The sequence below is a fragment of the Pseudomonas sp. GZD-222 genome, from assembly GCF_049310525.1.
Classification (GTDB): Bacteria; Pseudomonadota; Gammaproteobacteria; order Pseudomonadales; family Pseudomonadaceae; genus Aquipseudomonas.
In genome coordinates this window covers 1-11,949 of the sequence record NZ_JBMOWO010000147.1, presented here as the reverse complement: position 1 = coordinate 11,949, position 11,949 = coordinate 1, and the positions used below count along the sequence as shown (strand labels likewise).

Annotated in this window: 14 protein-coding genes; 3 read left to right on the top strand and 11 right to left on the bottom strand. The window is 61.5% G+C overall.

What is annotated here, in order from left to right:
* Positions 1 to 76: 76 nt before the first annotated feature.
* Complete coding sequence (locus ACO6VD_RS26440; RefSeq protein ID WP_400173207.1) at positions 77 to 307, top strand: PP0621 family protein; 231 nt, start codon at positions 77 to 79, stop codon at positions 305 to 307.
* A 77-nt stretch (positions 308 to 384) separates the two neighbouring features.
* Here the strand turns inward: ACO6VD_RS26440 and thiO are convergent, their stop codons facing one another.
* From thiO to ACO6VD_RS26415, 5 genes are read right to left on the bottom strand one after another with little or no spacing between them, the layout of a single operon-like run.
* Positions 385 to 1,488: a glycine oxidase ThiO gene (thiO, locus tag ACO6VD_RS26435; protein ID WP_422422803.1), complete on the bottom strand. Its 1,104-nt coding sequence runs from the start codon at positions 1,486 to 1,488 to the stop codon at positions 385 to 387.
* Positions 1,489 to 1,525: 37 nt separating this feature from the next.
* The gene (locus tag ACO6VD_RS26430) at positions 1,526 to 1,927 is read right to left on the bottom strand and encodes a type IV pilin protein (RefSeq protein ID WP_422422834.1); all 402 of its coding nucleotides are present in this window, start codon (positions 1,925 to 1,927) and stop codon (positions 1,526 to 1,528) included.
* Between the two features lie 17 nt (positions 1,928 to 1,944).
* Complete coding sequence (locus ACO6VD_RS26425) at positions 1,945 to 2,466, bottom strand: hypothetical protein (protein WP_422422802.1); 522 nt, start codon at positions 2,464 to 2,466, stop codon at positions 1,945 to 1,947.
* The gene (locus ACO6VD_RS26420; RefSeq protein ID WP_422422801.1) at positions 2,463 to 3,134 is read right to left on the bottom strand and encodes a hypothetical protein; all 672 of its coding nucleotides are present in this window, start codon (positions 3,132 to 3,134) and stop codon (positions 2,463 to 2,465) included. Before ACO6VD_RS26420 ends, ACO6VD_RS26425 begins: the two co-directional genes overlap by 4 nt.
* Positions 3,131 to 3,349, bottom strand: a complete 219-nt coding sequence (locus ACO6VD_RS26415) for a type IV pilus modification PilV family protein (protein WP_422422800.1) — start codon at positions 3,347 to 3,349, stop codon at positions 3,131 to 3,133. The genes ACO6VD_RS26420 and ACO6VD_RS26415 overlap by 4 nt, the downstream gene beginning before the upstream one ends.
* A 108-nt stretch (positions 3,350 to 3,457) precedes the next feature.
* On the opposite strand from ACO6VD_RS26415, the gene ACO6VD_RS26410 reads away from it, so the two are divergent.
* Positions 3,458 to 3,970, top strand: coding sequence for a GspH/FimT family protein (locus tag ACO6VD_RS26410; protein WP_422422799.1), 513 nt, complete (start codon positions 3,458 to 3,460; stop codon positions 3,968 to 3,970).
* Here ACO6VD_RS26410 and ispH read toward each other — a convergent pair.
* The 6 genes from ispH to murJ form a co-directional block, all read right to left on the bottom strand.
* Positions 3,959 to 4,906: a 4-hydroxy-3-methylbut-2-enyl diphosphate reductase gene (ispH, locus tag ACO6VD_RS26405; RefSeq protein ID WP_422422798.1), complete on the bottom strand. Its 948-nt coding sequence runs from the start codon at positions 4,904 to 4,906 to the stop codon at positions 3,959 to 3,961. The two genes, ACO6VD_RS26410 and ispH, sit on opposite strands and share 12 nt — an antisense overlap.
* 14 nt (positions 4,907 to 4,920) lie before the next feature.
* Entirely contained in the window at positions 4,921 to 5,358 is a 438-nt protein-coding gene (fkpB, locus tag ACO6VD_RS26400; RefSeq protein WP_422422797.1) for an FKBP-type peptidyl-prolyl cis-trans isomerase, read from the bottom strand.
* Positions 5,351 to 5,866 (bottom strand): signal peptidase II, encoded by a 516-nt coding sequence (gene lspA, locus ACO6VD_RS26395; RefSeq protein ID WP_400173191.1) that lies wholly within the window; start codon positions 5,864 to 5,866, stop codon positions 5,351 to 5,353. The genes fkpB and lspA overlap by 8 nt, the downstream gene beginning before the upstream one ends.
* Positions 5,859 to 8,690, bottom strand: a complete 2,832-nt coding sequence (ileS, locus tag ACO6VD_RS26390; protein WP_422422796.1) for an isoleucine--tRNA ligase — start codon at positions 8,688 to 8,690, stop codon at positions 5,859 to 5,861. Before ileS ends, lspA begins: the two co-directional genes overlap by 8 nt.
* A complete protein-coding gene (gene ribF / locus ACO6VD_RS26385) occupies positions 8,687 to 9,637 on the bottom strand; it encodes a bifunctional riboflavin kinase/FAD synthetase (RefSeq protein WP_422422795.1) in 951 nt (316 codons plus the stop codon). Before ribF ends, ileS begins: the two co-directional genes overlap by 4 nt.
* Positions 9,638 to 9,755: 118 nt before the next feature.
* A complete protein-coding gene (murJ, locus tag ACO6VD_RS26380) occupies positions 9,756 to 11,294 on the bottom strand; it encodes a murein biosynthesis integral membrane protein MurJ (RefSeq protein WP_422422794.1) in 1,539 nt (512 codons plus the stop codon).
* A gap of 251 nt (positions 11,295 to 11,545) precedes the next feature.
* Here murJ and rpsT point away from each other — a divergent pair, with 251 nt between their 5' ends.
* Positions 11,546 to 11,824 carry a 30S ribosomal protein S20 gene (gene rpsT / locus ACO6VD_RS26375; protein ID WP_010220592.1) on the top strand — a complete coding sequence of 93 codons (279 nt, stop codon included), beginning with the start codon at positions 11,546 to 11,548 and terminating at the stop codon, positions 11,822 to 11,824.
* Positions 11,825 to 11,949: the final 125 nt, after the last annotated feature.

Sequence of the window (11,949 nt, the reverse complement as noted above, 5' to 3'; positions counted from 1 at the left end):
AAAGGGAGGCCAAGGCCTCCCTTTTTTCATGCCCGAGCCCTAGAATTAAGGCTCTTCACTGATAAAGCTGGACACCATGGTTCGCCTACTTTTCTGGATCGCCCTGATTGCCGCTGCTTTCTGGCTGTGGCGCAAGTTCAAGGCCAGCAACGCCGCCAAGCCTGACAACAGCCTTGAAGACCCGCTCAAGATGGTGCGTTGCGCCCATTGCGGCGTGCACCTGCCCAGTGACCGCGCGCTGCATCGCGGTGCGCAGTGGTATTGCAGCCAGGCACACCTTGAGCAAGGGCCTGGCGCGCAGCGTTAGTTCTGTGGTGTTTTTTTCGCGGGGCAAGCCCGCTCCCACGGGGTTCGATGGGAGCGGGCTTGCCCCGCGATAAGTCCCTACCCCGCCACAAAACGCCCTGCTGGCGCATAAGGCCGTGGATCGATGATCGGTTCACGGCCCAGTAACAGATCGGCGAACAACTGACAGGACGCCGGCGCCAGCACCAGGCCGTTGCGGTAATGTCCGCAATTCAGCCACAAGCCTTCCCAGCCCGGCACTTCACCAATAAAGGGAATGCCCTCGGGCGAACCCGGACGCAAACCTGCCCAATGGCCAACCGGCGTCGCCTCAGACAGTGCCGGGAGCAACTCGATGGCCGAAGCCTTGAGGCTTTCCAGCGCTTCGGCGGTCGGGGTCTTGTCGTAGCCGGCATGCTCCAGGGTGCTGCCCACCAGAATATGACCGTCCCGACGCGGGATGGCATAGCGCCCTTTGGCCAGCACCATACTCGGCAGGAAATCTTCGGCACATTTGAACAGAATCATCTGCCCTTTGACCGGCTCGACAGGCAGGTCCAGACCCAACGGGCGCAGCAGGTCGCCGCTCCATGCGCCAGCGGTCAGTACCACGCGATCAGCGGCAATTGCCCCGTCAATAGTCTCGACACCCGTGATTCGCCCGGCGTCCTGGCTAAAGCCGGTGATTTCGCAATGCTCGCGAATACTCACATTGGGCATCGCCTGCAGCGCGGCCTTGAGCGATTTGACCAGGCGTGGATTGCGTACGTTGGCAACGCCGGCCATATAGATAGCCCGGTGGAAACCGGGACCCAGTACGGGTACCGCATCGTAGGCCGCTGAAATGTCCACAGCGCTCAACGGACGCCCTTCTCGCTCGGCCCAGGCCAGCGCCTCGGCTTCATCCTCCAGGTCCAGCCAGTAGAGACCGGTGGTATGGACCTCGGGATCGACACCGGTACTGCTGAACAACCGCTCGCCCAGCTGTGGATAAAAATCCTGCGACCAGTGCGCCAACGCCGTTACTGCAGGGCTGTAGCGCCAGGGATAGAGCGGCGAAACGATGCCGCCACCGGCCCAGGACGATTCCTGCCCCAGCTCACCGCGATCACACAACACCACCTGCTCAACCTCGGCCGCCAGGTTGAACGCCGTCAGCAGGCCGATCACCCCGCCGCCGACAATCACTACTTGCTTGGTCATCTATCGATCCAACGTCTGAAGTAAATCGCGAAAGGCTTTAGCCACCCCAGCACCCGCTACCGGCATCCCCGCTACTTTGTGGATTGCCGCGCACACCCGCCTGATCAAGCGCATAGTCACCACAGCGATCGGCCATCATCAGGCCGCCTGGAAGGCGTCGTGCCAACAGGGTGAATGACTCCTTGTCGCGTACGGCATGCAAACTGTAGTGAGCGGTTCCGTTCGCCAGAGGAGTCTGCACGGCGTCCACATCGGCGTACTGGCCCGCACGTGAGTAGTGGCGCTCCAGTTTTTGCGCGCTTTCGAACAGCAAGCCAACGATTTCCGTGCGCGCAGCTTTTCTGACCTGCTCGCGGTAACCGGGGTAGGCAATGCTCGCCAGAATGCCGACCACAGCGATGACAATCAACAGTTCGATCAGGCTCAATCCTTTCTGCACCTTCATTCACCTGCTCCTTAATAGACCTGTCGCCAGAGGATTCGACGCCCAGGCTGTGGCACTGGTCCGACAGGTTGCGCAATCACGCTCTCAAGTACACTGCGGGCCATGCCATTGCGGCGCACAGCAGTGACGCGATACAGGTTTACCGACAGTCCCGGTGGCATGTGCCTGGCCTGAGTGCTCAGTCCCAGAGGCTGGACAAGATAGAAGCCCCCTGCACCTGCCTGCCAAGCCAACCCCGAGCTGTCACCAGATCCGGCATGCACACCGCTGTTGTTGACGTAACCGGCTTCTGGAGGGGGCAGACAGAACCCACAGCGTGGCCATGTCTGGTCCGGCACTCTGGATTCTCCATGCTGCAACACCTGATACGCCTGCTCGAATGCCTGCAAGGTGCTCAGCAGGTTGCGCGCCATACGCTCCTGCTGGATCGCGCTGCCCATCGCCGACAACCCAAGCAACCCCAGCAACAGGACCAGCGTCAGGCTGATCAACAGCACCAGGCCACGCTGCCTGATGGTGCCCAGGGCCATCATGCGCCAGCCACCGGATTGCCGATGACGATGCTCATTCGGTAGGTCTGCGGCCTGACGCGTTGCTGCCGGTCGATAAGGGTCAGCTCCAGCCGCGCCGTAGCAATACCCAAGTCACTGTCCCTGACCAGCTCAATCTGCAACTCACCTACTCCATCCACCAGCACGCCATCGCTCGACCCGCTGCGCAGCCGCAGTTCATCGGCAACCAGGCGATAGTCGTGACGACGGATGGGCACGGCAAACTGCCCAGGCTCAGCGGTTCGCACTCCCGCATGCACGCTTGCCTGCGTTTGACAGTCGGTTACCAGGGTCCAGTCCGGCACGCCGCTGGCCTGGGCAACCTCGGCGCTGATCAGACTCAGACGCTGCAGACGCCCATCGGCACCGCGTGTGATCTGCACTGGATGGGCAAAGGCTTCAGCAGCCAAGGGGTCGAAAAAGTCGATGGCCTGGTCATGCAGGCAGCCGAACATGCCGGCCATTCGAATACTCTGGGCCAGGCGCTGCAGGGCCTGGCGGGCATCTTCCTGCATACTGGCCGCCGCCGCTTGGGCCTGCCAGGACTGGCTCGCTGCCACAAACAGGCGACTGGCACCTAGCAACAACAGCAAGCCCAGGCTCATGGCCATGAGCAGTTCCAGCAGGCTGAACCCCATAGGCCTGCTCACTGTCGCGGTTCCTCATTGCTCAGTACCCCGCCAGCACCCGCCTGCCCGAACAGATCATGATCAAGATAAGCCGCCTGAGTGCTACGCAATGCGCTCTCCGTGGCCTGCAGGGCCCGCACCTGCAAGCCGGCAGCGGCAAACAAGCCCACCCCCAGTACAACCATCGCCACCAGCACTTCGATCAGCGTCATGCCTTGTTGCCGCCAGCCATCCATGGCCAACCTCCCGAGACTTTTCCACAGCCCTTTGCCAACCCGGCCGACTGGACGTCAGCGGCACGGGCCTCGAATCTATAGCGAAGCACTTCCAGGGAGGAATGCACGGTGAGGCAACAGGGCGTAACACTGATACACCTACTGTTCGCATTGGCCCTGCTCGGGCTGCTTACACAGATGGCCATCCCGGCCTACAACGGCATGAGCACCAGGCTACAACGACAAACGGTCGCCACAGACCTGGCCCAGGCCTTACGCACCGCGCGCAGTGAGGCGCTGCTGCGCAACGACGTGGTGAGCCTGCAAGCACTGGAGGCGGACTGGAGCAATGGCTGGAGGATGATGCTGGAACACGACAGCCCGCAATTGCTCCACGAATGGCGCAGCAATGGACGAACGATCGTTGTCGGAAACCAGCCGGTGTCCCGGCAGGTACGCTTCAGTGGCTTGGGGGTGCCACTGCTGGAAAGCGGCGCGTTTCAGGCCGGGACGCTGCATGTTTGCCAACGCCCCGAAGCACTGAGTCACTATCAGGTGGTGCTGTCACGCAGCGGCAGGGTCAGCCTGCGCGACGCGCTGATCGAGCAGCCGCTGTGTGCGGCTACCGGGTCAGATCAGTGAACGAACACGCAACTCTTTGGGCATCGAGAAAGTAACATTCTCCTCGCGGCCATCCAGCTCTTCGGCACCGGTGGCGCCCCACGCCCTGAGTTGCTCGATCACACCGCGCACCAGCACTTCCGGCGCCGAGGCGCCAGCCGTGATACCGATACGTTCGACACCGTCGAACCAGCTTTTCTGCAGGTCCTCGGCACCGTCGATCAGGTAGGCGGGTGTCGACATGCGCTCTGCAAGCTCACGCAGGCGGTTGGAGTTGGAGCTGTTCGGGCTACCCACCACCAACACAACATCACACTCGTCGGCCAGCTGCTTCACCGCATCCTGACGGTTCTGGGTGGCGTAGCAGATGTCGTCCTTGCGCGGCCCGCCAATATTCGGGAAGCGCGCCCGCAGGGCATCGATCACGCGGCTGGTGTCATCCATCGACAGCGTCGTCTGGGTAACGAACGCCAGTTTGTCCGGATCATTGACCTGCAACTGGGCAACGTCGTCCTCGTCTTCGACCAGGTAGATGGCACCACCGTTGCTGGCGTCGTACTGACCCATGGTGCCTTCCACTTCCGGATGGCCTTCGTGACCGATCAGGATGCATTCACGGCCGTCACGGCTGTAGCGCGCCACCTCGATATGCACCTTGGTGACCAGCGGGCAGGTCGCATCGAACACCTTCAGGCCGCGCCCGGCTGCTTCCTGACGCACGGCCTGGGAAACACCGTGGGCACTGAAAATGACGATAACGTCATTGGGCACCTGATCCAGCTCTTCGACAAAGATCGCGCCGCGTGCGCGCAGGTCTTCGACCACGAACTTGTTGTGCACCACTTCGTGACGCACATAGATCGGCGGTCCGAAGACTTCCAGGGCGCGGTTGACGATCTCGATCGCCCGGTCCACGCCCGCACAGAAGCCGCGGGGGTTGGCGAGTTTGATTTGCATGCTCGGCTCCGGGCTCAAAGCGCTGTGACTTCGAGGATTTGCACCTCGAAGCTCAGGGTTTTGCCGGCCAGTGGGTGGTTGAAGTCGATGGTCACCTGGGCGTCATCGAACGCCTTGACCACACCCGGCAGCTCGGCATTGGCCGCATCATTGAAGATCACCAGCAGACCTTCGGATAGCTCCATGTCGTTGAATTGCGACCGTGGAATGATCTGCACGTTCTGCGGGTTGGGTTGACCGAAGGCGTTTTCCGGCTCAACGGTAACGGTGCGCTTGTCACCGGCCTTGAAGCCGAAGATGGCCGCTTCGAAGCCCGGCAGCAGATTGCCGTCGCCAACCTTGAAGACGGCCGGCGACTTGTCGAAGGTGCTGTCGACAGTATCGCCGTTTTCCAGGTGCAACGCGAAGTGCAGCTTCACTTCGGTGTTCTGGCCGATTCGGGTCTCAGTCATGGACGGGTTCTCCGGACTTCTTGCTCTTGAACATATCCAGCGCCAGCATCACCGCACCAACGGAGATAGCACTGTCGGCCAGGTTGAAGGCCGGGAAATACCAGCGGTTCTGCCAGTGGACGAGGATGAAGTCGACCACGTGGCCGAGCACGATACGGTCGTACAGGTTGCCCAGCGCGCCGCCAAGCACCAGCGCCAGCGCCACGGCCAGCCAGGTCTCGTTGCGCCCCAGGCGCTTGAGCCAGACCACCAGCACGCCACTGACCACTACCGCGATCAGGGCGAACAGCCAGCGCTGCCAGCCGGAGCTGTCAGCCAGGAAGCTGAACGCGGCACCGGTGTTGTACGCCAGGGTCCAGCTGAAGTAGTCGGGAATGACCACGATCTGCTGGTACAGGCTCAGCGCGCCCTCGAAATAGAACTTGCTGGCCTGGTCGAGGACCAGGACCAGCAGGCTCAGCCAGAGCCAGCCGAGGCGCCCGAAGCGCCCCGCAGCAGGGTTAGGCATAGTGGCGCACCTCACCGTTGCCGCTGATGTTGTCGGCGCAACGGGCACAGATTTCCGGATGCTCCGGATTCGCCCCGACGTCGGCGCGGAAGTGCCAGCAACGGCCGCACTTGGCGTGACCGGATTTGACCACTTTCAGTTTCAGACCAGGTACTTCGGTCTCGACCGCGTCGGCAGGCGCCTGCACGAACGGTGCAACGCTGGCCGCCGAGGTGATCAGGACGAAACGCAGCTCGTCGCCCAGCTTGTTCAAGTCGGCGCTCAGGGCGTCGTCGGCGAACAGGGTGACTTCAGCCTGCAGGTTGCCACCGATGGCCTTGGCCGAACGCTGGTTCTCCAGTTCCTTGTTGACCGCGGTCTTGGCCGCCATCACGCGCTCCCAGTAGGCGCGACCCAGCTCGAAGCCTTCCGGCAGCTCGGTCAGACCCTGGTACCAGGTGTTGAGCATCACCGATTCGTTGCGCTCGCCCGGCAGGTACTGCCACAGCTCGTCGGCGGTGAAGGCCAGGATCGGCGCGATCCAGCGCACCAGCGCTTCGCTGATGTGGTACAGCGCGGTCTGGCAGGAACGACGGGCAACACTGTTGGCCGCAGTGGTGTACTGACGGTCCTTGATGATGTCCAGGTAGAAGCCGCCCAGCTCCTGCACGCAGAAGTTGTGGATCTTCGAGTAGACGTTCCAGAAGCGGTATTCGCCGTAATGCTCTTCCAGCTCGCGCTGCAGCAGCAGGGTACGGTCGACAGCCCAACGGTCCAGCGCCAGCATGTCTTCGGCCGGCAGCAGGTCACGGGCCGGGTCGAAGCCGGACAGGTTGGAGAGCAGGAAGCGCGCGGTGTTGCGAATACGCCGGTAGGCGTCGGCGCTGCGCTGCAGGATCTGCTCGGAAACTGCCATTTCACCGGAGTAGTCGGTGGCCGAGACCCACAGGCGCAGGATGTCGGCACCGAGGGTGTCGTTGACCTTCTGCGGCTCGATGGTGTTACCCAGCGACTTGGACATCTTGCGGCCGTTTTCGTCGACGGTGAAACCGTGGGTCAGCAGCTCGCGGTACGGTGCGTGGTTGTCGATGGCGCAGCCGGTCAGCAGCGAGGAATGGAACCAGCCGCGGTGCTGGTCGGAACCTTCCAGGTACAGGTCGGCACGCGGGCCGGTGTCGTGACCGATGCTGTGCGAACCACGCAGTACGTGCCAGTGAGTGGTACCGGAGTCGAACCAGACGTCGAGGGTGTCGGCGATCTTGTCGTACTGGCCGGCTTCTTCACCGAGCAGTTCGGCGGCGTCCAGTTTGAACCAGGCCTCGATGCCTTCTTTCTCGACGCGCTTGGCCACTTCTTCCATCAGCTCGACAGTGCGCGGGTGCAGCTCACCGGTCTGTTTATTGAGGAAGAACGGGATCGGCACACCCCAGTTACGCTGGCGCGAGATGCACCAGTCAGGGCGGTTGGCAATCATCGAGTGCAGGCGCGCCTGGCCCCAGGCCGGGACGAACTTGGTTTCTTCGATGGCCTTGACCGCACGCTTGCGCAGGGTGTCGCCGTTGTCAGGCTGCTTGTCCATGCCGACGAACCACTGCGCAGTAGCGCGGTAGATCAACGGAGTTTTGTGGCGCCAGCAGTGCATGTAGCTGTGGCTGATGGTTTCGGTGTGCATCAGCGCACCGACTTCCGACAGTTTCTCGACGATCGCCGGGTTGGCTTTCCAGATGAACTGGCCACCGAAGAACTCCAGCGACGGCACGTACACGCCGTTGCTTTGCACTGGCGTGAGGATGTCGTCGTTGACCATGCCATAGCGCTTGCAGGTCACGAAGTCGTCTTCGCCGTAGGCTGGCGAGGAGTGAACCACACCGGTGCCGGCGCCGAGCTCGACGTAGTCGGCCAGATAAACCGGCGACAGGCGGTCATAGAACGGGTGACGGAAGTTGATCAGTTCCAGCGCCGAACCGGGCGCGGTGGCGATGACCGAACCTTCCAGCGCGTAACGCTTCAGGCACGACTCGACCAGCTCTTCAGCCAGCACCAGCAGCTTGTCGCCGACATCGACCAGGGCGTACTTGAACTCTGGATGGACGTTCAGCGCCTGGTTGGCCGGAATGGTCCACGGGGTGGTGGTCCAGATCACGATCGAAGCCGGCTTGGCCAGCGAGGCCAGGCCGAAAGCGGCGGCCAGCTTGGCGTCATCGACGATCGGGAAGGCAACGTCGATGGTCTGGGATTTCTTGTCGGCGTACTCGACCTCGGCTTCGGCCAGGGCCGAACCGCAATCGAAGCACCAGTTCACTGGCTTGAGGCCCTTGAACACGAAGCCGTGTTTGACCATCTCGGCCAGGGCGCGGATTTCACCGGCCTCGTTGGCAAAGTTCATGGTCTTGTAAGGGTTGCTCCAGTCACCCAGCACACCCAGGCGGATGAACTCGGTCTTCTGCCCTTCGATCTGCTCGGCGGCGTAGGCACGGCACAGTTCGCGAGTCTGGTCGGCGCTCAGGTGCTTGCCGTGAGTGACTTCGACCTTGTGCTCGATCGGCAGACCGTGGCAGTCCCAGCCTGGCACGTACGGGGCATCGAAACCGGACAGGGTCTTGGAGCGGACAATCATGTCCTTGAGAATCTTGTTCAGCGCATGACCGATGTGAATCTTGCCGTTGGCGTAGGGCGGGCCGTCGTGCAGCACGAACTTCGGACGATCCTTGCCAATTTCGCGCAGCTTCTGGTACAGGCCAATGCTGTCCCAGCGCTGCAGAATCTGCGGTTCGCGCTGTGGCAGGCCGGCCTTCATCGGGAAGGCGGTGTCCGGAAGGTTTAGCGTGGCTTTATAGTCGGTCATTTCAGGCTCTTCGTTAGCGGTTGAGCGTGCCAATGGGCACGTGCGGCGGCGATATCCGCATCGATCGCCGACTTCAGCGCCTCCAGGGAGGCGAAACGCTGCTCTTCACGCAGCTTGTGGTGGAATTCCACCGTCAGGCGCCGGCCATAGAGATCGCCGGCATAATCCAGGAGATGCACTTCCAGGTGGGCACTGCCATCACCGGAAACGGTTGGCCGCACGCCGATATTGGCGACGCCGGGCCAAGCCTTGCCATCGAGTTCGACGCTGACCAGGTAAACCCCGCTCAGCGGTACACGACGACGCTTGAGTTGTATGTTGGCGGTCGGCGTGCCCAGTTGGCGCGCCAGCTTCTGCCCGTGCAAGACGCGACCGCTGATGCGGTACGGACGCCCGAGCAGGCGTTCGGCCAGGGCAAAATCGGCCTTGGCCAACGCCTGGCGCACCTGCGTGCTGCTGACCCGCAGGCCATCCAGCTCGACGGTCTGCGCCGCTTCAACGGTGAAGCCCTGGCTCAGGCCGGCCTGCTGGAGAAACTCGAAGTCGCCGACCCGGTCGCAACCAAAGCGGAAATCGTCGCCGACTTCCAGGTGCTTCACACCCAGGCCATCGACCAGGATGGTGTCGACGAACTCGGCGGCACTGAGCTTGCTCAGCCGTTGGTTGAACGCCAGGCACAGCACCCGGTCCACGCCTTCGGCAGCCAGCAGCGCGACTTTGTCACGCAGCCGGGCCAGACGGGACGGAGCGGTGTCCGGTGCGAAGTATTCGCGCGGCTGTGGCTCGAAAATCACCACGCAGCTGGGCACGCCCAGCTCTACCGCTCGCTCACGCAGACGCGCCAGGATTGCCTGGTGGCCACGGTGAACACCGTCGAAGTTGCCAATAGTGGCGACACAGCCCCGGTGCTGGGGGCGCAGGTTGTGGAGGCCTCGAACCAGCTGCATAACGCGCTTCTTGCTCATAAAGTGGTCGATTATAACCACACCCGGGCGCTGACGACAGGCAGCAGCGTCACCCCGAGGCGTGGAAAAGATAAAACCGACGTCTGGCCGTGTTCGCGGCTCAATGCAGTGCCTTACGTGCAAAGTCACGCGGGCGGAATCCGAACACGAACAGACTGCCGAAATAAGTCACTACACCGGCCAGGATCAGCACGCCCAGACGCAGGAAACGTTCGAGCATCTGCCCTTCTGCCCAGGCTGGCATGTAATGCATTCCCACCAGCAGCACTGCCGACATCAACACTACCGCCAGTACCAGCTTGGCGAGGAACTTGGCCCAGCCCGGTTGTGGCTGGAACAGCTGCTGTTGACGCAGTTTCCAGTACAGCAGCCCGGCGTTCAGGCAGGCGCCGAGGCTGATGGCCAACGCTAGTCCCGCGTGTTGCAGGTGAGAGATGAACATCAGGTTGAACAGTTGAGTGCAGACCAGGGTGAATACCGCGATTTTAACCGGTGTACGGATGTTTTGCTGGGCATAGAAGCCGGGGGCCAGCACCTTGACCAGAATGATTGCCAGCAGGCCCACCGAATAGGCGATCAGTGCGCGCTGGGTCATGGCGGCGTCGTGTGCGCTGAATTTGCCATATTGGAACAGTGCCACGGTCAACGGCTCGGCCAGGATCGCCATGGCCAGGGTACACGGCAGCACCAGCAGGAAGCACAGACGCAAGCCCCAGTCGAGGATTCGCGAATATTCATGACGATCACGGTTGGCGTAGGTCTTGGCCAGGGTCGGCAACAATATCGTCCCCAGCGCCACGCCAAGCACGCCGGAGGGCAGCTCCATCAGACGGTCGGCGTAGTACATCCAGGACACCGAGCCGGCCACCAGGAACGAGGCGAAGATGGTGTTGATGATCAGCGAGATCTGGCTGACCGAGACCCCGAGAATCGCTGGCAGCATCTGCTTGAGTACCCGCCACACTCCCGAATCGCGCAGATTAAGGCGCGGCAGTACCAGCATGCCGATCTTCTTCAGGTGCGGCAGCTGATACAGCAGTTGTGCCAAGCCGCCCGCCAGTACGCCCCAGGCCAGGGCCATGATGGGCGGATCGAAATACGGGGTGAGGAACAGGGTAAAGCCGATCATCGCCACATTGAGCAGGGTCGGCACGAAGGCCGGCACCGAAAAGCGGTTCCAGGTGTTGAGAATGGCCCCTGCCAGCGACGACAGCGAAATCAGCAATATATAAGGGAAGGTCACCCGCAACAGGCTGGTCGTCAGCTCAAACTTTTCACCACTGCTGACAAAGCCCGGGGCCGTGACCCACACCACCCAGGGGGCCGCCAGGATGCCCAGCGCAGTAACCACGGCCAGCACCAGGGTGAGCAATCCGCTGACATAGGCAATGAAGGTGCGTGTCGCCTCTTCGCCCTGCTGGGTCTTGTATTCGGCCAGGATCGGTACGAAAGCCTGGGAAAACGCTCCTTCGGCGAAGATCCGGCGCAGCAGGTTGGGCAGTTTGAAGGCAATGAAGAAGGCGTCGGTAGCCACGCCGGCACCGAATACCCGCGCCAGGATGGTGTCGCGCACAAAGCCCAACACCCGGGAAATCATGGTGATGGAGCTGACGGCGGCCAGGGATTTCAGAAGATTCATTGAAAGTTTTTCACGCCTAAAGATAAAGGGCTGTGCCGCAACGCACGCAGTTGTGCGATACTCCGCGCCGCAACGCAAGCAGAGCAAAAGCTCCCGAGTTTACAGGTCGTACCGCAGAAGGGAATCACTCCCTTGTCAGGAACAACCACTCAGCGGATCCATGCAAGTGCCCTTGACAACCGATTAACTCATCGGCATGATTCGCGGCCTATTTTGTTTGCTATTTACCAAGTCTTTCGAGGAGCTCGACGGTGGCCAACTCACCTTCCGCCAAAAAACGTGCAAAACAGGCTGAGAAGCGTCGCAGCCACAACGCCAGCCTGCGTTCCATGGTTCGTACCTACATCAAGAATGTGGTTAAAGCCATCGACGCAAAAGACGCCGAAAAAGCGCAAGCTGCTTACACTCTGGCTGTTCCAGTTATCGACCGTATGGCCGATAAAGGTATCATCCACAAGAACAAGGCTGCTCGCCATAAAGGCCGTCTGAATGGCCACATCAAGGCGCTGAAAGAAGCTGCAGCTGCCTAAGCGACACGCTTGTTAAAAAACCGACCTCAGGGTCGGTTTTTTATTGCCCGCGATTTAGGGGTTTGTCATTTGAAGCATCGCGGGGGGAAGCCCACCCCACCCGACAATCACGGGGAGGGAGTTTC